The organism is Bradyrhizobium sp. MV1.5 (genome assembly GCF_055807615.1).
On sequence record NZ_JBVVPL010000015.1, the window covers coordinates 82,356 to 106,580 of the forward strand.

Annotated in this window: 23 protein-coding genes; 6 read left to right on the forward strand and 17 right to left on the reverse strand. The window is 64.1% G+C overall.

Going from position 1 to position 24,225, the window contains the following annotated elements:
• Positions 1-4: 4 nt before the first annotated feature.
• The 5 genes from AC0L2J_RS16630 to AC0L2J_RS16650 all read right to left on the reverse strand — a co-directional run bounded on the left by AC0L2J_RS16630 (position 5) and on the right by AC0L2J_RS16650 (position 4,997).
• Positions 5-763: an SDR family oxidoreductase gene (locus tag AC0L2J_RS16630; RefSeq protein WP_063995833.1), complete on the reverse strand. Its 759-nt coding sequence runs from the start codon at positions 761-763 to the stop codon at positions 5-7.
• 26 nt (positions 764-789) lie between these two features.
• Positions 790-1,548 (reverse strand): proteasome-type protease, encoded by a 759-nt coding sequence (locus tag AC0L2J_RS16635; RefSeq protein WP_007611902.1) that lies wholly within the window; start codon positions 1,546-1,548, stop codon positions 790-792.
• A 123-nt stretch (positions 1,549-1,671) separates the two neighbouring features.
• Positions 1,672-2,520, reverse strand: a complete 849-nt coding sequence (locus AC0L2J_RS16640; RefSeq protein ID WP_007611900.1) for a transglutaminase family protein — start codon at positions 2,518-2,520, stop codon at positions 1,672-1,674.
• Between the two features lie 109 nt (positions 2,521-2,629).
• Positions 2,630-3,574 (reverse strand): alpha-E domain-containing protein, encoded by a 945-nt coding sequence (locus AC0L2J_RS16645; RefSeq protein WP_473392071.1) that lies wholly within the window; start codon positions 3,572-3,574, stop codon positions 2,630-2,632.
• A gap of 4 nt (positions 3,575-3,578) precedes the next feature.
• On the reverse strand, positions 3,579-4,997 hold the full coding sequence (locus tag AC0L2J_RS16650; RefSeq protein WP_007611895.1) for a circularly permuted type 2 ATP-grasp protein: 1,419 nt from the start codon (positions 4,995-4,997) through the stop codon (positions 3,579-3,581).
• A gap of 277 nt (positions 4,998-5,274) precedes the next feature.
• Here AC0L2J_RS16650 and AC0L2J_RS16655 point away from each other — a divergent pair, with 277 nt between their 5' ends.
• From AC0L2J_RS16655 to AC0L2J_RS16665, 3 genes are all read left to right on the forward strand, one after another.
• On the forward strand, positions 5,275-6,012 hold the full coding sequence (locus AC0L2J_RS16655) for a competence/damage-inducible protein A (protein WP_473392075.1): 738 nt from the start codon (positions 5,275-5,277) through the stop codon (positions 6,010-6,012).
• Between the two features lie 36 nt (positions 6,013-6,048).
• Positions 6,049-6,576 (forward strand): xanthine phosphoribosyltransferase, encoded by a 528-nt coding sequence (gpt, locus tag AC0L2J_RS16660; RefSeq protein WP_007611893.1) that lies wholly within the window; start codon positions 6,049-6,051, stop codon positions 6,574-6,576.
• Between the two features lie 107 nt (positions 6,577-6,683).
• Positions 6,684-7,301, forward strand: coding sequence for a hypothetical protein (locus tag AC0L2J_RS16665; RefSeq protein ID WP_063995837.1), 618 nt, complete (start codon positions 6,684-6,686; stop codon positions 7,299-7,301).
• Here AC0L2J_RS16665 and AC0L2J_RS16670 read toward each other — a convergent pair.
• Entirely contained in the window at positions 7,298-7,525 is a 228-nt protein-coding gene (locus AC0L2J_RS16670; RefSeq protein WP_473248656.1) for a hypothetical protein, read from the reverse strand. The genes AC0L2J_RS16665 and AC0L2J_RS16670 overlap by 4 nt on opposite strands.
• A 4-nt stretch (positions 7,526-7,529) precedes the next feature.
• Positions 7,530-8,552, reverse strand: coding sequence for a methionine synthase (locus AC0L2J_RS16675; RefSeq protein ID WP_007611891.1), 1,023 nt, complete (start codon positions 8,550-8,552; stop codon positions 7,530-7,532).
• Positions 8,553-8,662: 110 nt separating this feature from the next.
• Between AC0L2J_RS16675 and AC0L2J_RS16680 the strand changes: the two genes are divergently transcribed.
• Both AC0L2J_RS16680 and AC0L2J_RS16685 read left to right on the forward strand, forming a co-directional pair.
• Entirely contained in the window at positions 8,663-9,268 is a 606-nt protein-coding gene (locus tag AC0L2J_RS16680; RefSeq protein ID WP_473392078.1) for a DsbA family protein, read from the forward strand.
• Complete coding sequence (locus AC0L2J_RS16685) at positions 9,268-10,245, forward strand: NADPH:quinone oxidoreductase family protein (RefSeq protein WP_473392082.1); 978 nt, start codon at positions 9,268-9,270, stop codon at positions 10,243-10,245. The genes AC0L2J_RS16680 and AC0L2J_RS16685 overlap by 1 nt, the downstream gene beginning before the upstream one ends.
• 114 nt (positions 10,246-10,359) lie before the next feature.
• Here the strand turns inward: AC0L2J_RS16685 and AC0L2J_RS16690 are convergent, their stop codons facing one another.
• From AC0L2J_RS16690 to AC0L2J_RS16725, 8 genes are all read right to left on the reverse strand, one after another.
• Positions 10,360-11,250, reverse strand: coding sequence for a crotonase/enoyl-CoA hydratase family protein (locus AC0L2J_RS16690; protein ID WP_007611887.1), 891 nt, complete (start codon positions 11,248-11,250; stop codon positions 10,360-10,362).
• A gap of 147 nt (positions 11,251-11,397) precedes the next feature.
• The gene (locus AC0L2J_RS16695) at positions 11,398-12,819 is read right to left on the reverse strand and encodes an amidase (protein WP_473392087.1); all 1,422 of its coding nucleotides are present in this window, start codon (positions 12,817-12,819) and stop codon (positions 11,398-11,400) included.
• Positions 12,812-13,984, reverse strand: a complete 1,173-nt coding sequence (locus tag AC0L2J_RS16700; protein ID WP_473392089.1) for a M20 aminoacylase family protein — start codon at positions 13,982-13,984, stop codon at positions 12,812-12,814. The genes AC0L2J_RS16695 and AC0L2J_RS16700 overlap by 8 nt, the downstream gene beginning before the upstream one ends.
• A 13-nt stretch (positions 13,985-13,997) precedes the next feature.
• On the reverse strand, positions 13,998-15,503 hold the full coding sequence (locus AC0L2J_RS16705; protein ID WP_473392093.1) for a M81 family metallopeptidase: 1,506 nt from the start codon (positions 15,501-15,503) through the stop codon (positions 13,998-14,000).
• 297 nt (positions 15,504-15,800) lie between these two features.
• A complete protein-coding gene (locus AC0L2J_RS16710) occupies positions 15,801-17,450 on the reverse strand; it encodes an ABC transporter ATP-binding protein (RefSeq protein WP_473392096.1) in 1,650 nt (549 codons plus the stop codon).
• Positions 17,451-17,578: 128 nt separating this feature from the next.
• Entirely contained in the window at positions 17,579-18,466 is an 888-nt protein-coding gene (locus AC0L2J_RS16715; RefSeq protein ID WP_007611875.1) for an ABC transporter permease, read from the reverse strand.
• A gap of 21 nt (positions 18,467-18,487) precedes the next feature.
• Positions 18,488-19,429 (reverse strand): ABC transporter permease, encoded by a 942-nt coding sequence (locus AC0L2J_RS16720; protein ID WP_007602533.1) that lies wholly within the window; start codon positions 19,427-19,429, stop codon positions 18,488-18,490.
• A gap of 167 nt (positions 19,430-19,596) precedes the next feature.
• Positions 19,597-20,727 carry a M20/M25/M40 family metallo-hydrolase gene (locus AC0L2J_RS16725; protein ID WP_473392100.1) on the reverse strand — a complete coding sequence of 377 codons (1,131 nt, stop codon included), beginning with the start codon at positions 20,725-20,727 and terminating at the stop codon, positions 19,597-19,599.
• Between the two features lie 280 nt (positions 20,728-21,007).
• On the opposite strand from AC0L2J_RS16725, the gene AC0L2J_RS16730 reads away from it, so the two are divergent.
• A complete protein-coding gene (locus tag AC0L2J_RS16730; RefSeq protein WP_007611869.1) occupies positions 21,008-22,615 on the forward strand; it encodes an ABC transporter substrate-binding protein in 1,608 nt (535 codons plus the stop codon).
• Between the two features lie 87 nt (positions 22,616-22,702).
• Here AC0L2J_RS16730 and AC0L2J_RS16735 read toward each other — a convergent pair whose 3' ends face one another.
• Together AC0L2J_RS16735 and AC0L2J_RS16740 are read right to left on the reverse strand one after the other, a co-directional pair.
• On the reverse strand, positions 22,703-22,846 hold the full coding sequence (locus tag AC0L2J_RS16735) for a hypothetical protein (protein WP_473392103.1): 144 nt from the start codon (positions 22,844-22,846) through the stop codon (positions 22,703-22,705).
• A gap of 53 nt (positions 22,847-22,899) precedes the next feature.
• Positions 22,900-24,150, reverse strand: coding sequence for a multidrug effflux MFS transporter (locus AC0L2J_RS16740; RefSeq protein ID WP_007611867.1), 1,251 nt, complete (start codon positions 24,148-24,150; stop codon positions 22,900-22,902).
• Positions 24,151-24,225: the final 75 nt, after the last annotated feature.

Genomic DNA, 24,225 nt, shown 5'->3' on the forward strand with positions numbered 1-24,225 from the left:
TGATTCAGCCCCGTCCCACGAACGGCATCTTGGTGGCCATGACGGTCATGGTCAGCACGTTGGCATCGAGCGGCAGGCCGGCCATGTAGGCGACGGCATCGCCGACCGCTTTCGCATCCATGCGCGGCTCCTGCTTCGACGTGCCGTCGGGCTGCAGCACGCCGGGACCGTTGACCATGCGGTCGGTCATGGGCGTTGCGGCATTGCCGATGTCGACCTGGCCGACCGCGATGTCGTACATGCGGCCGTCGAGGTTGGACGCCTTGGTGAGGCCGGTGATGGCGTGCTTGGTCGAGGTGTAGGCCGCCGAGAACGGCCGCGGCGCATGCGCCGAGATCGAGCCGTTGTTGATGATGCGGCCGCCGCGCGGGCTCTGCTCCTTCATGATGCGGAAGGCGTGCTGGGTGCACAGGAACGGGCCGGTGAGGTTGGTGTTCACCACCGCCTGCCACTGTTCGAGGCTGAGATCCTCGAAATTCACTGGCGGTGCGCCCATGCCGGCATTGTTGAAGAGCACGTCGAGCCGGCCATAGGTGGCCTTCACCTTGTCGAACAGCGCGGCGATCGAGTCCGGCTTGGTCATGTCGGCGGTGACGCAGAGGCTCTTTCCGGCGGGGCCGAGCTTGGCCGTCTCCTCGAGCATGTCCGGCCGGCGCCCGACGAGTACCACGGTGAAGCCTGTGTTCATCAGCGCAAGCGACGCCGCGCGCCCGACTCCAGTGCCGGCGCCCGTCACCACTGCGATCTTTTTCGCTTCACTCATCGTTTCCTGCCTTTTCTCTTGAGTTGTCAGGTTTTGGATTCTTTTTCGTTCTTGTAGGGCGGCCGCGGAATGTTCTGATGCGCGGCGCGCAAGGCCGCCGACCAGCGCGAGCGCAAATCGTGGAAATAGGGCTCCCCCGCCTCGATGCGGTGGTTGAGATCGGCCTCGCAGGCGTCGGCGCGCACCACCAGCACGTCGATCGGTAGGCCGACGCCGAGATTCGAGCGCATGGTCGAATCCATCGAGATCAGCCCCGTCTTCAGCGCCTCGTAGAGCTCGACGTCGTAATGCATGGCGCGGTCGAGCACCGGCTTGCCGTATTTGTGCTCGCCGATCTGCAAATAGGGTGTGTCGGTGGTGCATTCGATGAAATTGCCGGCGGTGTAGACCATGAACAGGCGCATGCGCGCGCCGCTGATCTGGCCGCCGAACAGGAAGGACACGTCGAACGACACGTCCTCTGATTTGAGCGCCGGCCCTTCGGTCGTGTGCACGGCCCGGATCGCCCGGCCGATGCGCTGGGCGGCCTGGAACATGGTCGGCGCGTTCATCAGCGTCTCGATCTCACCCGTGTTGGGGTCTTCGAGGCCCTCGGTCAGCGTCGAGAGCACCGACTGGCTGATCGCGAGGTTGCCGGCGCTGGCGATCGCCATGATGCGGTCGCCGGGCTTGGAGAAGATGTGGAGCTTGCGGAAGGTCGAGACGTTGTCGAGGCCGGCATTGGTGCGGGTGTCGGCGATCATCACCAGACCGTCCCGAACCAGAATTCCGCAACAATAGGTCATTTCCTGTCCCCGAACGCGTTTGCGCGGAATTACTAGCCAATTTCAAGGGCCGCTCCAACCCCCGATTGCCGCGGGGCGGCAGGGTGGAAACCGGCCGTGGCTGAGGGGCGCGCGCTGCGCGGCTCAGCTCTGCCGCTGGGACTGCGATTGCGACTGTCCGCCGCGGCCGGCTTGCTCGACCTTGACCGCCACCGAAAGCGTCTCCGCGCCGCCGCCATAGCGGGTGCCGCGCACGGGGGCTGCGCCGAGATAATCGAGCCCGATCGCGACGCGGACATGGGCGTCGGTGGCGCAGATGCTGTTGGCAGGGTCGAAGCCGACCCAGCCGAGGCCGTCGACATAGGCCTCCGCCCAGGCATGGCCCGCGTCCTGATGCACCGTGCCGTCGGAGCGCAGGAAGTGGCCGGAGACGAAGCGCGCCGGCACGCCGCCGCTGCGGGCGCAGGCGATGAAGATGTGCGCGTAATCCTGGCAGACGCCGCGCTTGAGCGTGAACGCTTCCGCCGCCGACGTGCCGCTGTTGGTCGGGTCCTCGTCGAAGGTCATGTGATCGCTGATTTGCGTCATCAGCGTGTGCAGGAAGCCGAGCGTGTCGCTCTCGGCCTCGCTGCGCAGCTGGCGCGCGACCGCATTCATCGCCGGATTGACCGTGGTGAGGTCGGTGGCGCGCAAGAACATGCCGGCCGGAAAGCGCTCGTCGGCGCCGCGAAGAACGCCGCCGGTGTCGTGGGTCTCGATCAGGCCCTCGGCGGTGATCTTGATATCGCCGACGGGTCCGCAGGACAGCACATGGGTGACGTTGCCGAACGCGTCCTCGTGGGTGTCGAGCTTGGTGTCGGTCGACACGTCGATCTGCCACTCCGCCACATATTGCCCGTCATGGCTGCCGGGCGTCATGCGCAGGATCTGGATCACGCTCGTGGCCTGCGGCTCGTAGCGATAGGTCGTGGTGTGCAGGATTCGCAGGCGCATGGGGGACCGTGATTTCTAGGTGGTCATTCCGGGGCGATGCGTCAGCATCGAACCCGGAATCTCGAGATTCCGGGTCTGGTCCTACGGACCATCCCGGAATGACAGAAGATCAGATCAAATACTGCTTCGTGATGATTTCGCCCAGCCTGGAATTGTCCGAGATGAATTCCTGAATGAATTCATGCACGCCATGCTGGAAAATGTCGTTCATATTGCTGTGTTCCAGCCGGTTGCGGATGCCGCGGGCATGGCGCTGGGCCGGGCCCTGGCGGCCATAGGCGACCCCGATCTGATCGAGATTGCGCACCAGATTGCCGTAGCAGCTTGCGAGCGAACGCGGCAACGAATCGTTGAGGATGAGCAAATCCGCGATCAGCCAGGGTTTCAGCGTCTCGCGATAGACCCAGTGATAGGCCGTCAGCGCCGAGACCGACCGCAGGATCGAGGTCCACTGGTAGAAATCGAGCGGGCCGCCGACATGCTCCTCCTCGGGCAGCAGCACATGGTATTTCACGTCGAGAATACGCGCGGTGTTGTCGGCGCGTTCGAGATGCAGGCCCATCCGCGAGAACCAGTAGGCGTCGTTGCGCAACATGGTCCGGTAGGCCGAGCCGTCGAAGCGCAACGAGGTCTCCTGCACGAAGCGCAGGAATTTCGCGAGTTCCTCGCGCGTGGAGGTCCCTCTGCTCCAGACCTCCTGCAATTCGATCCAGGCCGAGTTGATGGTGTCCCACATCTCGCTCGTCAGTGCCGTGCGCACCGAGCGCGCATTCAGCCGCGCCGCCTCGATGCAATTCCTGATCGACGACGGATTATCCGCCGAGAACGAGAGATAGTCGACGACGTTGCGCTCGTTGGCTTCTTCATACTGCTGATAGAAGCTGGCGGCGACGCCGGCGGTCAAAAGCGCCGAGTCCCATTCGTTGGTCTTGCCGATATAGGCGGCGGGAAGCGCGGTGACGCGCAGCGTCGCATCGATGGTGCGCGCGAGATACTCGGCCCGTTCGACGTAGCGGGCGAGCCAATAGAGGTTTTCGGCGGTACGCGACAGCATCTCTCTACTCGTCCAGGATCCAGGTATCTTTGGTACCGCCGCCCTGGCTCGAATTCACCACCAGGGAGCCTTCCTTCAGGGCAACGCGTGTCAACCCGCCGGGCACGATCGTGGTGCTCTTGCTTCCTGTGAGCACGAACGGCCGCAGGTCCACGTGGCGCGGCGCGAGGCCGGATGCCGTGCATGTCGGGCAGGTCGAGAGCGCCAGCGTCGGCTGCGCAATGAAGCCTTCGGGCTCGCGCTTGAGCTTTTCGCGGAAGGCCTCGATCGTCGCCTTGGTCGCGGCAGGACCGATCAGCATGCCGTAGCCGCCGGAGCCGTGCACCTCCTTCACGACGAGTTCGCTCAAATTATCCAGCACATAGGCCAGATCCTTCGGCTCGCGGCAGCGCCAGGTCTGCACGTTCTTCAGAATCGGCTCCTCGCCGAGGTAGAATTTTACGATGTCCGGCATGTAGGAGTAGATCGCCTTGTCGTCGGCGATGCCGGTGCCGACGGCGTTGGCGAGCGTGATGTTGCCTGCCGCATAGGCCGACATCAGCCCGGGCACGCCGAGCGCGGAATCGGGGCGGAAGGTGAGGGGATCGAGGTAGTCGTCGTCGACGCGGCGGTAGATCACGTCGACCCGTTTCACGCCCTCGGTCGTGCGCATGAACACTTCGTTGTTCTTGACGATGAGGTCGCGGCCCTCGACCAGCTCGATACCGAGCTTGTCGGCGAGGAAGGAGTGCTCGTAATAGGCCGAGTTGTAGACGCCCGGCGTGAGCAACGCGACGGTCGGCTCGCCGGAGGCGCTTTGCGGCGCCACAGAGCGAAGAGCGGACAGCAACTCGTCCGGATAGCGTTCGACCGGCGCCACCCTGTGGCGGGCGAACAGGTCCGGAAACAACCGCATCATGATCTCGCGGTTTTCCAGCATGTAGGACACGCCGGAGGGCGTGCGCGCATTGTCCTCCAGCACGATGAAGTCCTCGGAATCGACCCGGACGATGTCGATGCCGGCGATGTGCACGTAGACGTCGTGCGGCACCTGCTGGCCATTCATTTCGGGACGGAAAACCGGGTTCTGAAAGATGAGGTCGTCGGGTACGATCTCGGCGCGGAGGATGTCGCGGCCGTGATAGATGTCGCGCAAGAACATGTTGAGCGCGCGCACGCGCTGCTTCAGGCCCTTCTCCAGCAGCGCCCATTCCTTGCCGGACATGATCCGCGGAATCACGTCGAAGGGAATCAGGCGCTCCGTGGACTCGGAGTCCCCGTAGACCGCGAAGGTAATGCCGATGCGGCGGAAGAGGAGCTCGGCCTCCTGGCGGCGATATTCGAGCGCCTCGGGAGGCGTCTCCTTGAGCCAGCGCGCCAGCTCCTGATAGGCGGGGCGAAGGTCCCCACCGGGAATGTTCATTTCATCAAACGCGACTGCCATAGATCCCGACTTGTCTCCGCAAGGCGTTGCGCCATTCGACAGGTCGCCAGGCCTTGGTGAAGACCGCAACGTCCTGGCCATGCGGCAAGAGTGCATGACTTTCATGCGGTAGCAAGGGCCGGGCCAGCGCGATAAGCATGGGGAGAGGACATTTGCCGGGGATGGCCGGCGGCTTGCCTGAAAAAATGGCTGAGGACTGCTTATTTCGGCAGCAAAACCGCGTGACTTCAACGCGTTACCTCGGCAAAGTCGGGCCGATAGGTGAGGGACTTGAGGTATGAGCGAGATCGTCACGGCGGGCATTCTGGTCATTGGGGATGAAATCCTGTCCGGCCGGACCAAGGACAAGAACATCGGCTTCATCGCCGAATACCTGACCAATATCGGCATCGACCTGAAGGAGGTCCGGGTCGTCTCCGACGACGAGCCCGACATCATTGCGGCGTTGGATGCACTGCGGCATCGCTACACCTATGTCTTCACCACAGGCGGCATCGGGCCGACCCATGACGACATCACCGCTGACAGCGTCGCCAAGGCGTTCGGCGTCGGCATCGACCATCACCCGGAGGTGGTCGCCCGTTTCCGCGAGCGCTGGAGCGAGCAGGACCTCAACGAGGCCCGCCTGCGCATGGCCCGCATTCCCGATGGTGCCGAGCTGATCCAGAGCGCGACCATCCTCGCGCCGGGCTTCAAGATCGGCAATGTCATCGTCATGGCGGGCGTGCCCTCGATCATGCAGGCGATGATGGACATCGTCTCGCCCAAGCTGAAATCGGGCGTGCGCATGCTTTCCGAATCGGTCCGCGCCAATGCGCGGGAGGGCGACATCGGCGGCCCGCTGCGGGCGATTGCCGCTCAACATCCCGACACCATCATCGGCAGCTATCCCTTCATGGATGAAGAGCAGAAGCCGAACACCAATCTGGTGGTGCGCTCGCGCGATGCGGACAAGCTCGCAGCCGCAGTGGCGGCGGTGAAGGAAATGCTGGCGGGATTGAACATCACCCGCTAGCAACCTAGCTGCCGGCAGGCGAAGCAGGAGACGAGGATGGCTGGTGAAGCACCGGAACTAAGTGCGGAAGAACGGGCGGGCCGCCCCTTTCCGGTCTCGTGGGACCAGTTCCACCGGGATTGCCGGGCACTGACCTGGCGGCTCAATGAGGTTGGTCCGTTTCATGCGGTGATCGCGATCACCCGCGGCGGCCTTGTGCCGGCGGCGATCGTGGCGCGCGAGCTCGGCGTGCGCGTGATCGATACGGTCTGCATCGCCAGCTACGACCACGACAAGCAGGGCGACCTCAAAGTGCTGAAGGGCATTTCCGAAGACGTGATGAAGCTTGGCGGCGGCACCGGCAAGGGGCTCCTGATCGTCGACGACCTCGTCGACACCGGCAAGACCGGCAAGCTGGTGCGTGCGATGATGCCCGACGCGCATTTCGCAACCGTCTACGCCAAGCCGAAGGGACGTCCGCTGGTCGACACCTTCATCACGGAAGTCTCGCAGGACACCTGGATCTTCTTCCCCTGGGACACCGCGCTGTCCTATCACCCGCCGCTTCGCGACGGGGCGGCGTAATCATCGCCGTCATTGCGAGCGCAGCGAAGCAATCCAGAAATGTGTCCGCGGAAACAGTCTGGATTGCTTCGTCGCTTCGCTCCGCGCAATGACGGGCGGAGGCGACCATGCCCCTGCAAAACCGCGTCACGCCGACTGGCGAGATCATTGCCACGCCGCACCGCGGCCTGTTCACCGGCAACCGCGGCATCATCCATGATCCCGCGACGAAGACGCTGTTGAAAAAGCGCTGGTCGTCGCCGGCCTGGATCACCTGCCTGTGCGAATTCCGCGGTTGGCGCCGGCCCGTGATGGCACGGCGGAGCTGGACCGAGCTGTTCTTCCTTGACGAGGCCACCGCCTTTGCCGCGGGACACCGTCCCTGCTTCTTCTGCCGCCGCGATGATGCGAAGCGCTTTCGCGCAGCATGGGAGATGGGCAACGATGCCCGCGGCACCAGCGCCAAGGCGATGGATGCCGTACTGCATCGGGAACGACTCGATCGTGGCAAGAAGCGGCTGCACGCGCTGCCGATGCCGCTCGCGGAATTGCCGGCCGGCGCGATGGTGCAACAGGGCGACGACTGCTTCCTCATCGCGCAGGGCAAGGCGCTGCTGTGGTCATCCGCGGGTTACGCCCCGCATTCGAGCGCCCTCGATCATCCGATGTTGCTGACGCCGCCTTCCACGCTGCGCGCGATCATCGCTGGATATCAACCTGTGCTGCATCCGACCGCGCGCAGCTAGCGCAGCGGCTTACCGTTTTCATCCACTGTCGTCCGCGCATCGCGCAACGCCCATTCGCGGATCACTTGGCGGCACCGTGTCAGCTCGGCTTCGCTCGCAACATTCGCATCCTTCGACGCACGCTCCACGATGGCTTTGCAATTGAGCAGCACGGAACGATCCTCCGCATGCGCAGGCAGCGCGAACGCTGCAAGCGCTGCAATGGTGAACGTCAGACGGACCACCGCCTCAACCCAGCTTCTCGCGGGCCAGCGCGGCACCGGCGCCGAGCGCCATCAGCTTGGCTTCGGCGATCTCGCGCCGCATCGGCGCCATGCCGCAATTGGTAGTGGCGATGATGTTGCTCTTGGGCACGAATTTCGAAACGGCGTCGATCACCTGCACGACATCCTCGGCGGTCTCGACCGTGTCGCTCGCGACGTCGATCACGCCAGCCTGCACGATCTTGGTCTTGAGCAGGGCGAGCAGGTCGAGCGGCACCTTCGAGTTGCGGCATTCGATCGCGACCTGCTGGATCGGGCTGGCGTCGATCGCAGGAAAGATCTGCTCGTACTGCCGCCATTGCGCGCCGAGCGTTTCCTTCCAGTCGGTGTTGGCCTTGATGCCGTAGCCGTAGCAGATATGCACGGCGGTGGCGCAGGTCAGGCCCTGCGCGGCGCGCTCCAGCGCCTTGATGCCCCAATCGTTGACCTCGTCCATGTAGACGTTGAACGCGGGCTCGTCGAACTGCACGAGATCGACGCCGTCGGCCTGGAGCGCCTTGGCTTCCTCGTTCAGGAGTTCGGCGAACGCAAAGGCCATCTTGACGCGATCGCCATAGTAGCGATCGGCAATGGTGTCGATGATGGTCATCGGGCCGGGCAGGGTGAATTTCAGCTTCTTTCTCGTGTGCGCGCGGGCGACGCGCGCCTCGTCGGCGTGGACGCGGCTCTTCAGCCGGAGCGGGGCGACGACCTGCGGCACCATCGCCTTGTAGCGATCCTTGCGGATGCCCATCTCGACCTTGTGGGCGAAGTCGATGCCCTCGATCTTCTCCAGGAAACCGTGGACGAAATGCTGCCGGGCCTGCTCGCCCTCGGTGACGATGTCGATGCCGGCATCCTCCTGGACTTTGACGGCAAGCATCGTCGCATCGCGCTTGGCGCGGACGAGCTCCTCGCCCTGCGACTTCCAGGGCGCCCAGAGCATGTTGGGTTCGGCGAGCCATTCCGGCTTCGGCAAGGAGCCGGCGATCGTGGTTGGAAACAGCATGGCGGCCCTCACGGCGGGTTATGATTGCGCCCCTTCCTGCCATGTCTTAACGTCGAGGTACAGAACAACAAAAGTCGCCTCGAAACCGGCGGCGCCGGACGGGAAACGCCATGATCGAATTCTTTTTCGACTGTTCCAGCCCCTGGACCTATCTCGCCTTCCACAACATCCAGCCGCTGGCCAGGGAGGTTGGCGTGGAGATCATCTGGCGGCCGATCCTGGTGGGCGGCATCTTCAATACGGTCAACCCAAGTGTCTATGCGCAGCGTGAGACACCGGTGCCGCTGAAGGCACGCTACATGAAAAAGGACCTTGCCGACTGGTCCCGCTCGGCCGGTCTCGCGATCAAGATGCCGCCGACGGTGTTTCCGGTAAACAGCGTGAAGGCGATGCGCGGCTGCATCTGGCTCGGGCAGGAAACGGTGCCTTTCGCCACGGCGGTGTTCGAGACCTATTGGGGCGAGGACAAGGACATCTCGCAGGACGCAGTGCTCGCCGAGATCTGCAGGAAGGTGGGCCTCGACGAGCAGAAATTCTTTGCGGGCATTTCGGGGCAGGGGATTAAGGATCAGCTCAAGGCCAACACCGAAGAGGTCGTCGCCCGCGGCGGTTTTGGGTCGCCGACGATCTTCGTCGGCAAGACCGACATGTATTTCGGCAATGACCGCCTGCCGTTGATCCGCGAGGCTCTGCTGCGCAAGGCGAGCGCGGCCTGATGGTGCGGGCTGTCGTCTGCCGCGCGCTCGGCGCGCCCGAAAAATTGCAGCTTGAAGCGTTTCCGTCGCGCGCCCTGAAGCCGGGCGAAGTGCGCGTCGCGATCCGTGCCGGCGGCTTGAATTTCCCCGACGTGCTGATGGCGGCCGGCGAATACCAGCTCAAGCCGGAGCTGCCGTTTACGCCGGGGATGGAGGCAGCCGGCGACGTGACCGAGGTTGGCGCAGAGGCGAGAGGCGTCGCCGTCGGCGACAAGGTCATCGTCAAGATGCGGCACGGCGCCTTCGCCGATGAAGCGGTGGTGATGCCGACGCAGCTCACGCCGATGCCATCGACGTTCGACTATGCGGAAGCTGCGACCTATCTCGCCGGGCACGGCACCGCCTATCACGCGCTGATCGACCGCGGCCGGGTGGTGCCGGGCGAGGTGCTGCTGGTGCATGGCGCCGGTGGGGGCGTGGGCCTTGCTGCCGTGGAGATCGGCAAGATGTTGGGCGCGACCGTGATCGCGACGGCGTCCAGCGACGAAAAGCTCGCGATCGCCAAGGCGCGCGGCGCCGATCATCTCGTGCGCTACGACCGCGAGCCGTTTCGTGACGCTGTCAAGCGCATCACCGACGGTCGCGGTGCCGACGTCGTGTTCGATCCCGTCGGCGGCGAAGTGTTCGAGAATTCGATGCGTTGCATCGCCTGGGGCGCGCGGCTGCTGGTGATCGGCTTCACCGGCGGCATCGGCTCGGCCAAGACCAATCTCTTGCTGATCAAGGGTGCGAGCGTGCTCGGCGTGCGCGCGGGCGAGGCGGTACGGAAAAATCCCGCGCTCGGTGAGGTGCGGCTGAAGGCGCTGCTCCAATGGGCAGAGGAGGGCAAGCTGCGGCCCAACGTCTCGCACCGCCTGCCGCTGGAGGAGGTTGCAAAGGCGATGCGGCTGCTGATCGACCGCAAGGCGATTGGGCGGGTCGCGCTGGTGATGGAGTGACCCCTATCACCGTCATTCCGGGGCGCCCGTAGGGCGAACCCGGAATCTCGAGATTCTCAGGTGCGCAAGTGCGCACCAGAGTTCTCGCTTTGCGAGCCCCGGAATGACGGCGAGCTACTTATACTCCCGCTCGGTCCACCACGGGAAATAATCCGGCATATCGCTCGACACCTTGTTCTTGAACTGCGCAGGGCGCTTTTCCAGGAAAGACACCACACCTTCCTTGACGTCCTCGGAGCGGCCGCGGGCATAGATGCCGCGGCTGTCGACCTTGTGCGCTTCCATCGGATCGTCGGCGCCCATCATGCGCCACATCATCTGGCGGATCAGCGCCACCGACACCGGCGCCGTCTTGGCCGCGAATTCCTTGGCGAGCGCGCGGGCCGTCGGCAGCAGATCGTCTGGGGCTACGACCTTGCTGACGAGGCGACCGGCGAGGGCTTCCTGCGCCGGGAAGACGCGGCCCGAATAGCACCATTCCAGCGCCTGCGAGATGCCGACGATGCGCGGCAGGAACCAACTCGAGGCGGCCTCGGGCACGATGCCGCGCTGGGAGAACACGAAGCCAAAGCGCGCGGCCTCGGACGCGATGCGGATGTCCATCGCGAGCTGCATGGTGACGCCGATGCCGACCGCGGGACCGTTCACCGCGGCAATCACCGGCTTCAGGCATTTGAAGATGCGCAACGTCACCTGGCCGCCGCCGTCGCGCACCTGGGAATCGCTGTAGTCGACCTTGCCGTCGGCGAAGCGTTTGACGGGCCCGCGCCGTGCGTCGCGATCGAAGGTGTCGGCGCCAGACGAAAGGTCTGCGCCCGCGCAAAAACCGCGACCGGCGCCTGTGACGATGATGGCGCGGACGTCGTCGTCCTTGTCGGCGGCGTCGAACGCGTCGATCAGCTCTCCTTGCATCTGCGCGTTGAAGGCGTTGAGCTTGTCGGGCCGGTTCAGCGTGATGGTGAGGATCTGCTCGGCGACCTCGTATTTGATCGTCTCATACGCCATGGTGGTTTCCTTCCTTTTCTTTGTTATTGGTTGCTACGCAGCCTGCCGTCATGCCCGGGCTTGTCCCGGGCATCCACGTACTTGCTTCGGTGCAAGCGTATAGACGTGGATGGCCGGGACAAGCCCGGCCATGACGGAGTATGTAGATTACTTCGCCGGCGGGCTGGGCCAGGGCTTCTGCGGCCCGCGCAGGCTTTCAAATGCCTTGGCCATGCCAAGCACGCCGATATCGTCGAAGCGGCGGCCGACGATCTGCACGCCGATGGGAAAACCCTTGGGGTCGAAGCCGCCGTTAATGGAGATCGCCGGATTTTCCGACATATTCCATGGCACGGTATAGGCGATGTGTTCGAACGGCTTCATGGGATCGTTGGTCGGCGAGGCCCACTCCGCCGGATAGTTCACGTTCGGCGCGGTCGGCGAGATCACATAGTCGAGCTCGCAGAACAGCTTTGATGCCGCAGCGCGGATTGCCATGGTCTGGTTGAAGCCCCTGATGACGTCGACACCCGAGAGCTTCGCGCCGGATTCGCCCCACTTGAAAATGTAGGGCAGCACCTTTGCCTGTTCGGCGGGCGTCAGCTTCGACAGATCATCCCACATCCGTGCGCGCCAAAAGTTGTCGAGGCCGTCGAGCATCTCGCGCGTGAGGATGCCGTCGACCTCGGTGACGACGGCCCCTGCGGATTCGAACGCTTTCGCCGCCTTCACCGCGACCTCGCGCACCGGCTTCTCCAGCGCCAGGCCGCAGCCCGGATCGAGCATCAGGCCGATGCGCAGCTTGCGCGGGGATTTCTCCGGCCCCTTCCAGTTGAGCGGCTCGGCGGGCAGGCTCATGCCGTCGCGGCGATCGGGCTTTGCGATCACGCTCATCATCAGCGCGCAATCGTCGACTGTGCGGGTCATGGGACCGGCGACGCGGCCGACGTAGGTGGGATCGATCGGCACGCGGCCAAAGCTCGGTTTCAACCCGACAAGGCCGCACCAGCCCGCGGGCAGCCGGACCGAGCCGCCGATATCGGTCCCCAGATGCAGCGGACCATAGCCGGCCGCAGCCGCAGCGCCCGCGCCGGCGCTGGAGCCGCCGGGATTCTTGGAGAGGTCCCAGGGATTGCGCGCGAGCGCATGAAAGCTGGAGAGCCCCGAGGACAGCATGCCGTAATCGGGCATGGTGGTCTTGGCGAAGATGATCGCACCGACCTCGCGCAGGCGCGCGGCCGGTGGTGCGTCCTTCTCGGCCGGCACGAGCTTGACGCTGGCCGCGCCCAGCGGCACCGGCACGCCCTTGGTCGCGATATTGTCCTTCACCGTCACCGGCACGCCGTCGAGCGCGCCGGACGGCTCGCCCCCGGACCAGCGTGCGGTCGAGGCCTTCGCGGCCTCGCGCGCACCGTCGGGATCAAATGCATAAAGCGCCTTGAGGTGCGGCTCCCACGCGGCGACGTGCGCGAGTACGTCTTCCAGCACCTCGCTCGGCGAGAACTGCTTGGCGCGATAGCCCGCGATCAGGTCGACCGCGGAGAGATCGTGCAGCGAGGTGACTTCCTCTTCGACACCCTTTTTATGCATGGGCACCCACCGGCATACGGGTCTCGATGATCCGGGCGAACATGCTGGCACCGATCGGCAGGATCTTGTCGTCGAGCACGAAGCCGGGATTGTGCACGGGTACCGAGCCGTCATGGCCGACCCAGAAATAGGCGCCGGGAATGGTTTGCAGCATGTCGGCAAAATCCTCGCTGCCCATCTTCGGCTGGGCGCGGGTGATCACGTTGGCGGGGTTGACGATTGTGCGCGCGACCTCCTCGACCACCTTGGACTGCTCGACCTGGTTGACCAGCACATCGAAGGTGTCGCGGATGTCGACGTCGATCACGCATTGATAGGCGCTCGCGATGCCGGCGCAGATCGTGCGGATGCGTTCGCTGATCAGGGTGCGGACTTCTTTCGAGAAGGTGCGGATGGTGCCGCAGAGATGCGCGTCGCCGGGGATGACGTTGTAGGCGGAACCGGCGTGGATCTGGGTGATCGAGACGACGGCGGCCTGCAGCGGCTCGACGTTGCGGCTGACAATGGTCTGGATCGCCTGCGCCAGCGTGGTCGCGATGATCACGGCGTCCTTGGAGCGTTCGGGCATCGCGCCGTGCGCGCCATAGCCGGTGATGCGGAGATCGAAGAAGTCGGCGCTGGCCATCGCAGGGCCGGGCAGGATCGCGATCTCGCCGTGGTTGAGGTCGGGCGCGTTGTGCAGGCCGTAAAGCTCGTCGCACGGAAATTTCTCAAACAGCCCGTCCTTGATCATGGCGCGGGCGCCGCCGAGGCCTTCCTCGGCCGGCTGGAAGATCAGGTGTACTGTACCGTCGAAGTTTTTGGTCTCGGCCAGGTAGCGCGCGGTTCCGAGCAGCATGGTGGTGTGGCCGTCATGGCCACAGCCGTGGAAACGGCCCGGGATTTTCGAGCTCCATTTCAGATTGGTGTTCTCCTCCATCGGCAGCGCGTCCATGTCGGCGCGAAGCCCGATACGCTTGCCGCCCGAACCCTTGCCCTTGATGACGCCGATCACGCCGGTGCCGCCGAGACCGCGATGCACCTCGATACCCCAGCTCTTCAGCTTGTCCGCGACGATTCCGGAGGTGCGCACTTCCTCGAACCCGATTTCCGGATGGGCGTGAAGGTCGCGCCTGATAGCTGTGAGTTCGTCGGCATAGCCGTCGATGCGGTCGATCGTGGGCATGTGTTCTGTCCAGTTAGCGTGAGGAGGGAGTGAAAACCGGGCCGTTCGGCTTGATGCGGATGCCCGGCCGTAGGCGCGTCCATGGCAGCGTGGCTGTGTCGGCGGGCATCGCGCCGGGGGCGGCGCAGATCATCAGCTTTTCCGCGATCGGCTCGAAATCGGCGCGGAAGTGCACCGAGCTCTTGTTGACCAGAATCTTCTCTTCGGTCGGTTCGATGCCGACATAGCGGTACATCGCCTGGTCGGCGAGTTGCGCCTTGTGCGAGGAGACGACGATTCGGACATCGCCGATCCGCAGGCAGGCGGAGGGGCCCATCTCCATCTCTCGGCCGCCATAATAAGGCCCGGGCGCGATGAAGCGGCCGTCGGAGAGCTTTTCGACCACGAAGGTTTCGCGATAGGGCTCGTCGCCGGGAATGCCGGACTTGCCGCCGAGCGACAGCGAGACGGTCGCCCCGACGCCGGCTTCATGCGCGGCTTTCGCCGATGCCGGATCGTAGATCGCGCCGGTCGCAGCACTCGCCTTGTTGCGCACCAGCGCGCGCAGCATGCCCGTCGTGTCGGAATCGCCGCCGGCGCCGGGATTGTCCTGGGTGTCGGCGATGATGATCGGCTTGCTCGCGCCCTTCGAGAGTTCCATCGCGTGACGCACGCCGTCATCGGGTGACCAGATCTTGCCGTCGAAATCGTCCTCGTGGCTCTCGATCAGCTTCACGATCGCATCCGCCGCGCGGTCGGCATCGGCTTGCGTCTTGCCATAGGCGAACACGCTCGGCCCGCAATCGCGAAAATCGGCGGCGGGGAAGCCGGGCGCGAAGGACAGCGTCGGAACCGCGTCGCTCTCCAGCGCGGCAAGTTTTTCGTAGATGCCCTTGGTCGGCTGGTCGTTGGTGCACTGCCAGCTGATCGGGATCAGGAACGGCAATTGCCGGAAGGCCTTTGCGAAACGCTGCTTTGTCTTCAGAAGCAATGCGAGATGTTGCGCGCAGGCGCGGCCGGTCTCGGCCATGTCGACATGGGGATAGGTGCGGTAGGCGATCAGCGCGTCCGCATGCTCCATCATCTCGGGGGTGACGTTGGCGTGGAGATCGAGGCTGGTGACCAGCGGAATGTCCTTGCCGATGACGCGTCGCACGCGCGCCAGGATATCGCCTTCGCCGTCGTCGAGATGTTCCGTGACCATGGCGCCGTGCAGATCGAGATAGACGGCGTCGATCGGGCCGGCGGCCGCGATGCCGTCGATCATCGCTTTGACAATGCGCTCGAAGGCGTCCCTGGTGACGTGCGCCGAAGGACTCGCGCCGCAGGCAATTGTCGGAACGAGTTCCCAGCCGTTGGCCTCGGCGCTGTCGACGAAACCGGCGAGACCGACATTGATGCGGCGCATCACCTTCAGCACGTCGGGACCTTGCGTCATCGCCGGCCAGCCGCCGCCGTGCTGGAAGTCCGCGAAGGTCGCCTTCGTCGGAGCGAAGGTGTTGGTCTCGTGCAGGAAGCCGCCGACGGCGATGCGTGTCATCAACTCAAGTCCAGCAATTGAAAGTGCGCGACGTTAGCCCTGTGCTTGCGGCGAGAGCAAGCCGGGAAGCAATCGCGCCGCGCATAGGGTCAAGCCATTTTGGGATTGCTGCGGATGCGTGGGTGTTGGAGCTAAAGACGCCACCACGCTCTCGGTGTCGTCCCGGCGAAGGCCGGGACCCATAACCCCAGGGAGCAGTTTGGCGAAGACTGGATGTTTGGGCTTGGCGCCGCACGCGATCGATAGATCACGCGGTATGGGTCCCGGCCTTCGCCGGGACGACAGCGGAGAGTGTTGCTACAGAGTGGCCGCCACGCCCTCCGACACCGGCCGGAAGTTCGCAAAATCCCAGCCGCGGCCTGGCGCTGCCTCGAGCAGGGCTCTGGTGTAGGCTTCCTTCGGATGCGTCAGCACTTCGGCGGCCGGACCCTGCTCGACGACGCGGCCGTGCTGCATCACCACGACCTCGTCGCAGATCTGTGCTGCGACGCGCAGATCGTGAGTGATGAACAGGATGGCGATGCCGAGCCGCTTCTGGATCTCGTCGAACAGTTCCAGCACTTGCGCCTGCACGGAGACGTCGAGGGCGGAGACCGCCTCGTCCGCCACCAGCACGTCGGGATCGAGCGCGAGCGCGCGGGCGATCGCAATGCGCTGACGCTGGCCGCCGGAGAACTGGTGCGGATAGCGCGCGACCGCATCGGCGGGCAGGCCGACCAGCTCGAGCAACTCGCGGGCACGCTTCATTGCGTCGGCATGCGACACGCCGTAATTGATCGGGCCTTCCGCGATGCTTTTGCCGACGGTGACGCGCGGGTTGAGCGAGCGGTAGGGGTCCTGGAATACGATCTGGATCTTCTTCCGATGCGGCTGCAACAGCCGCCGCGAGATGTCCGAGATCTCGCGGCCGGAGAGGCGCACGCCGCCGGAGGTCGGGTCGATCAGGCGGACGATGCAGCGCGCCACGGTCGATTTGCCTGAGCCGCTCTCGCCGACGATGCCGAGCGTGCGGCCCTTGCGCAGCGTCAGCGTGACTTTGTCGGCAGCGACGACTTCACGGCCTTTACCGAAGAACGCGCGCTCGCGGTAGACCTTGCCGTGTGCGTGGGCCTCCACCACCACGGGTTCTTTGGTCTCCGGCCGGGCCGCGCGCGGCACCAGGCTCGGCACTGCGGAGAGCAGGTTGCGGGTGTACTCCATGGTCGGATTGCGCAGGATGGAATCCAGCGTTCCGGTCTCGACCAGTCGGCCCTGCCGCATCACCGCAACGCGGTCGGCGATTTCGGCGACCACGCCCATGTCATGGGTGATGAACAGCACGGCGGTGCCGTGATCGCGCTGGAGATCGCGGATCAGGGTCAGAATCTGCTTCTGCGTTGTCACGTCGAGCGCGGTGGTTGGTTCGTCGGCGATGAGCAGCTTCGGTTCGAGCACGAGCGCCATCGCAATCATGATGCGCTGGCGTTGACCGCCGGAGAGTCGGTGAGGGTAGGAGGCAAAGATACGCTCGACTTGGGGCAGGCGGACCTGCTCCATCATGTCGAGGATGCGCTTCTTGCGCGCCTTCGCATCGAGTTTGGTGTGCGCGCGCAGGACTTCGTCGATCTGGCGGCCAACCGGCATCACCGGATTGAGTGCCGTCATCGGCTCCTGGAAGATCATCGCCATCCGGGTCGCGCGGAGTTGCCGCAGGCGGCGGTCGGTCGCGGTGAGAATCTCCTCGCCGACCAGCTTGACGCTGCCGCCGGTGGGAATCAGCGTGCCCTTCGGCAGCAGACCCATCGTGGTCAGGGAGGTCACCGACTTGCCCGAGCCGCTTTCGCCGACGAGGCACAGCGTCTCGCGCTCGTGCACCTGGATCGAGATGCGGTCGATGATGTTGGCGGCATTCGGCTTTTTGCCGACGGACACGACGAGGTTGTTGATGTCGAGGATGGGGCTGGTCATCAGGTTACTCCGTCGTCATTGCGAGGAGCGAAGCGACGAAGCAATCCAGAAATCTGTCCGCGGATGCAGACTGGATTGCTTCGCTTCGCTCGCAATGACGGAACAAGGGGCACGGCCGGCGAGACAAATCATTTGCCTTCCCGCTGCTTCATGCGCGGATCGAGTGCGTCGCGGGCGGCGTCGCCGATCAAATTGATGCTGAGGATGGCGATCGAGAGCAGCAGGCCGGGCCAGAAGATCAGCGTCGGCTTGAGCTGGAAGTACTGGCGGCCCTCGGCCATGATGTTGCCCCAGGTCGGCGTTTCCGGCGAGATGCCGGCGCCGAGGAAGGAGAGGATGGCCTCGGTGAGGATCGCGGACGCGCAGACGTAACTGCCCTGCACGATCAGAGGTGCGATCGTGTTCGGCATCAAATGCCGCCACATGATCTTTGGCAGGGATGTGCCGACCGAGATCGCCGCTTCAACATAGGGCTCTTCGCGCGCAGACAGCACGACCGAGCGCACCAGGCGTGCCACGCGCGGAACCTCGGGGATCGTGATCGCGATCAGCACGGTCCAGAGGCTGGCGCCGGACAGCGACACCACGGCGATAGCCAGCAGGATGCTCGGCATCGCCATCAGGCCGTCCATGATCCGCATCATGACGGAATCGACCAGCTTGAAGAAGCCGGAGACGAGGCCGATCGCCAACCCAATGACGATCGACATGATCGCCGAGCCGATGCCGATCAGAAGCGAAATGCGCCCGCCATACATGACGCGCGACAGCAGGTCGCGGCCATAGGCATCGGTGCCGAGCAGGAATTGCGCCGAAGAGGGCTTCAGCCGCTGCGAGGGCGCAAGCTGGATCGGATCATACGGCGCGATCAACGGCGCCAGGATTGAGATCAGCACAACCAACGCCAGGCAGATGGTCGCTGCCGCGATGATCGGCGTCGAGGTCAGGAATCCGAAGCGCGGCCGCAGCGGCGACGTGATCGGGATGGACGACTGGGGAAGGGTATCGACCGACATTTTTTGTTGTTATCCTTAGCCCTAGTACCGGATCCGGGGATCGAGCAGCGTGTAGGCGACGTCGATCAGGAGATTGACGACGACGTAGATCAACGACGTCAGCAAGATCATCGCCTGGATCACCGGATAGTCGCGCGCCAGCACCGCATCCACCGTAAGGCGGCCGATGCCGGGGATGTTGAAAACGCTTTCGGTGACGACGACCCCGGAGATCAAAAGTGCAAAGCCGGTACCGATCACCGTGATCACGGGCACGGCGGCGTTGCGCAGCGCATGGCGCATCATCACGGCGACTTCGTTGATGCCTTTTGCGCGCGCGGTGCGGACGTAATCCTCCCCGAGCACGTCGAGCATCGCCGCGCGCGTCATGCGCGCGATCAACGCGATGTAGATGAAGGACAGCGCACAGGTCGGCAGAATGATGCGCTCGAAGAACGGCCCAAAACCGTTCGAGATGCTGCGGAAGCCCTGCACCGGCACCCAGCGCAGGTCGATCGCGAAGACCTCGATCAGGATGTAGCCGACCACGAACACCGGCACCGAGAAGCCGAGCACGGACAGGCCCATCACGAAACGGTCGATCCAGGTGCCGTGCTTCCAGGCCGCGATCACGCCCAGGGGAACAGCGACGATGACGGCGAGGATGATGGTCGACAGCGCAATCGAGATCGACGGCTCGACCCGCTGGCCGATCATCTTCATCACCGGAAGGTTGGAGATGAGTGAAGTTCCGAGATCGCCATGCAGCAGCTTGTTCAGCCAGGTGATGAACTGCACGATCAGCGGCTCGTTGAGGCCCAGCGAGGTGCGGATGCGCTCGAGCCGCTCCGGCGTGGCGTTGTCGCCGGCAAGAATCGCGGCGGGATCGCCCGGGGTGAGGCGGAGCAGGAGGAAGACGAACAGCGCCACCACGCCCATCACGGGCACGGCGGCGAGAATTCGGCGAAGGAGATATCCGAGCAAGTTGGATCCCGTCAGATTAGAGTCAAATCAGAGACAGCGGCTGAGGGCTGCGTTCTGCCACCAGCCTAACATTTCAGCAATTCCCATGCCATCCGGGCCACGGTTTTTGCAGTGCGGTCACCTTGTTTTGGCGACCTGGCTCGGTTTTGGTGGCGTGGCTCGCGCCACTACTCGAGCGTCGCGAGCAGCCCCGCCATCAGCCGGCCGCGTTCGACCAGACTTTCGACCTCGATATACTCTTCGAGCGTGTGGCCGTTGCCGCCACGCACGCCCAGGCCGTCGAGAGTCGGGATGCCCATTGCGCCGGTGAAATTGCCGTCGGAGCCACCGCCGGCGCTCGCATGCGGCAGTTCTGCGCCGAGCGACTTGGCGATAACGCGTGCCTGTTCATAAAGCGCCATGGTGCCGGCGTCGGGCTCCCAGACCGGCCGTGTCACGCCGCGCGTCACCTTGAACGTGACATCATTGGTTGTACCGGAGAGCGCCAGCATCCTCTCGACGCCGCGATCGAGGTCGGCTTGGCGTTTGGCCATCGAAAGCGCTTCGCCGGTGGCGGTCGTGGCAACGCAATTGACCCATTGACCCCCATGCACGACGCCGACCGAAAACGTGCAGTCCTCGCCCGTCATCGCGTCGATGGCGAGGATTTGCCGCGCCATCTCGCGGATAGCAGAGCGGCCCGCCGACAAGGTCGCCCCAGCGTGGCTGGGCCGGCCGATCGCCTCGAGATTGAAGCGCGCGATGGCGTAACGTCCGGTGGTGACACCGTTGTCAGCGCGCCCGGGCTCGGGCACCAGCACGTATTTGTTGCGCGCGGCCTCCGCCTCGATGATATCGCGCGTGGAGGGTGTGCCGACTTCCTCGTCGGGCGTGAACAGCACGGTGATCGGCAGCGGCGTCGTGAACGAGGCGCGGGCCAGTTGGCGGATCGCTTCCAGCGAAAGATAATTGCCGCCCTTCATGTCGTAGATGCCGGGTCCGTAGCATTTGCTGCCCTCGCGGCGCCATTTCAGCTTCTCGATGGTGCCCGTGGGATGGACCGTATCCATATGTCCGGCGATCAGGATGCCCGGCTCGCCCTGCTTCGGATGCGGAAAGCGGGCGCGGATTACGCCGCCAAAGCCCTGGCGACCGGCGATGCGCTCGATCGTCGCACCCATGATCGCCATCTCCCGCGCTGCGATATCGAGCATGCGGTTCACGGCGTTCGCGTCCCAGGTCGGGCTTTCGCATTCCACCCAGCCGCGCAGACCCTGGAGCATTGCTTCGGAATCGAAGGGAAGATTGGCTGGATTCATCTCAATGTCTCTCCAATGTCTCTTGGGCTTCGGAACATGGAACGCGCATTGCATCGGCGCAGGGCAGGACAGGCGGAGAGCGTTGTAGAGCCAAACCGATCCTTGTGGAGCCCGTGCGCGCGCCGCTTGGGCTTGCAGCGAAACCGGATTGACGCGCTCGGCACTGTCTGCAAGTCTCGAAAAGATAAAGGCATTGCATGAGGTTAGTTCGCCTAAAGAACGAACCGGATGCTCAATCGATAACCTGCCTTTGAACAGTTTCACGTCAGGAGAACTTTTTATGTTTAAGTTGATGCGCCGGGGGCCTCGCGCGTTCGCCTCCAAACTTGCGCTGTCGGTCGTCGCGCTTTCGACCGCACTGGCCTCGCCGGTGCTTGCGGCCGGCAAGACCATCACGGCGGTGATGCACTCGGATCTGCGCATCATCGATCCGATCTTCACCACGGCCTACATCACGCGCGACCATGGCTACATGATCTACGACACGCTCGTGGCGCCCGATTCGAACTTCAAGATCCAGCCGCAGATGGCGGACTGGAAGATCTCCGACGACAAGCTCACCTACACGTTCACGCTGCGCGACGGCCTGAAGTGGCATGACGGTGCGCCGGTGACGGCGGAGGACTGCGTTGCCTCGCTCAAGCGCTGGGCCGCAGTCGACGGCATGGGCCAGAAACTGCTCGACTTCACCGCGAGCATCGAGGCGACCGATGCCAAGACCATCACGCTGAAGCTGAAGGAGCCCTACGGCCTCGTGCTCGACTCGATCGGCAAGCCGTCCTCCCGCGTTGCCTTCATGATGCCGAAGCGCCTCGCCGAGACGCCGCCGGACAAGCAGATCCCCGAGCAGATCGGTTCGGGTCCTTTCAAGTTCGTGCAGTCGGAATTCCAGCCAGGCGTGAAGGCGGTCTACGTCAAGAACACCGATTACGTGCCGCGCAAGGAGCCGTCGAGCTGGACCTCCGGCGGCAAGGTGGTGAAGGTCGACCGCGTCGAGTGGATCACCATGCCGGACTCGCAGACCGCGGTGAACGCGTTGCAGTCGGGCGACATCGACTTCGTGGAAAATCTGCCCTACGACATGCTCCCGTTGCTGGAAGCGAACAAGGAGATCACGATCGAGGTCTCGAACAAGTTCGGTTTCCAGACGCTCGGCCGAATGAACTTCCTTCATCCGCCGTTCGACAATGTCAAAGTGCGCCGTGCTGCCTTGCTGGCGATAAACCAGAAGGACGTTCTCGACGCGCTCGTCGGCAACGCCAAATATCAGAAGATCTGTGGTGCCTTCTTCGTGTGCGATACGCCGTTCGCGACCGAAGTCGGCGGGGAGACGCTGGTGAAGGGCAACGGCATGGCCGAAGCCAAGAAGGCGCTCGCCGAATCCGGCTATGACGGCACCCCGATCGTGATCATGGCCCCCGGCGATGTAACGACGCTGAAGGCACAGCCGATCGTTGCGGCTCAGTTGCTGCGCGAGGCCGGCTTCAAGGTCGACCTGCAAGCGACCGATTGGCAGACGGTCGTGAGCCGCCGCGCCAGCCAGAAGCCTCCGAAGGAGGGTGGCTGGAACATGTTCTTCACGAACTGGGTCGCGGCCGACGTCTCCAACCCGATCGCCAATCTCTCGATCGGCGGCCAGGGCAAGAAGGGCTGGTTCGGCTGGGCCGAGAACGCCAAGATCGAAAAGCTCAAGGACGACTTCGTTCGCGCCGCCTCGCTCGACGATCAGAAGAAGATCGCCGCTGACATCCAGAAGGAAGCCTATGAGCAGGTGATCTACATCCCGCTGGGGCAGTATCTCCTGCCGAGCGGCTGGCGCAAATCGCTGACCGGCGTGCTCGACGGTCCCGCGACCCCGTTGTTCTGGAACGTCGACAAGTCGGAGTAGGGCGAAGGCTCCTGGTCTAAAAGCGAAACGGCGCCGTGGATCCCTCCGCGGCGCCGTTTCCATGAAGCGGTACTGGCTCGACCTCTTCTAGCAGTGGCTGTCGCGCAGCTGCTCGAGCCCTTCACCTGCGAACGGCAGGCTTCTGTCCGGCTGCTGCTCAGAAACCGGTTGCCGTGGGGCGGGCCGCTCGATCTCGCGCGCGGGCTGATCGAATCTGCTCTCGTGTTCCATCTCGCCTTCCTCTCGAATGTTGCAGTACAACATCGAGAGCGCCGCGAAGTTCCTCACCCGATGGCGCGATGATGCGGCTTGAACAGCCGTCCCCTCTCCACCACCAGCACGATCGCGAGCGCGGCGAGTGACGACACGAAAAAGCCGACCGAGAACGGCAGCAGCGTGCCGTCGAAGCTTTGTCCGATCGCCATGCCGATGGCGATGCCGATCAGCGTGGTGATCGAGCCGTAGAGCGAGGACGCCGTGCCGGCGATATGGCCCTGCGGCTCCATGGCGAGCGCGGTGAAGTTCGCGACCATCATGCCGAACGAGAACATCATCAGCGCCGAAAGCACCATGAACAGGGGAAGTGGCAACGCGCCAAGGCTTTCCGTCAGCAGCATCACGCCTGCCACCGTGGTGTAGAGCGTCAGGGCGCCGTGCGAGATCACGCGCATGCCGAGGGTCCCGACGAATCTTGCGTTGAGAAAGCCGGCAATGGCGGTGCCGGCCGCGATCGCGGCGAAGGCCAGCGGAAAATAATGGCCGAGGTGATAGATGCCGACAAAAACTTGCTGAGCCAAAAATACGTAGGCGAACAGCGCGCCCATGACGCTGCCGGCTGCGAGTGCGTAGCCGAGGGTTTGGCGATGGGTCACGGTCTGCCAATAGGCCGTGAGCACGTCGGCCGGGGCAAGCGACCTGCGTTCGCTCTCGGGCAAGGTCTCCGGAAGCCGCAGCACGGACCATGCGAGCGCGAGCAGACCGTAGAGCATCAGCACGACGAAGATGCCGCGCCACGCCGTCACCAGCAGCACCGCCTGTCCGAACGAGGGCGCGATCACGGGGACCGCGATGAATATCATCATCGCAAGCGACATCACGCTCGCCATGCGGCGGCCGACGTAACAGTCGCGCACGATCGAGGTCGCGATCACGCGCGTCGCCGAGGTGCCGAAGCCCTGCAGTGCTCGCGCCAGCAGCAGCGTCTCGAACGAAGGCGCGGCAATCGCCAGCACGCTCGCCACCGCATAGACCGCCATCCCGCCGAGCAGCACCGGGCGGCGGCCGAAGCGATCCGACAACGGGCCCATGACGAACTGACCCGCGCCAAAGCCGATCAGGAAGGTCGACAGCACCAGTTGAAGATGATTGGCGTTGGGAATCTGGAAGGCTGCCCCGATATTGGGCAGCGCCGGCAGCATCATGTCCATCGCAAGCGGATTCAGCGCCATGATCGACGCGATCACGATGACGAATTCGGGAAAACCCATCGGACGGTGTCCCGAGGACACCCAATCGTCGGCATTGACGTCGGACAAGAAGCGCACCTCTGATTTGAGGCCCTTATCTATCTTCAATGCTGCGTTGCACAAGCGACGTTTCGGGATAGCTGA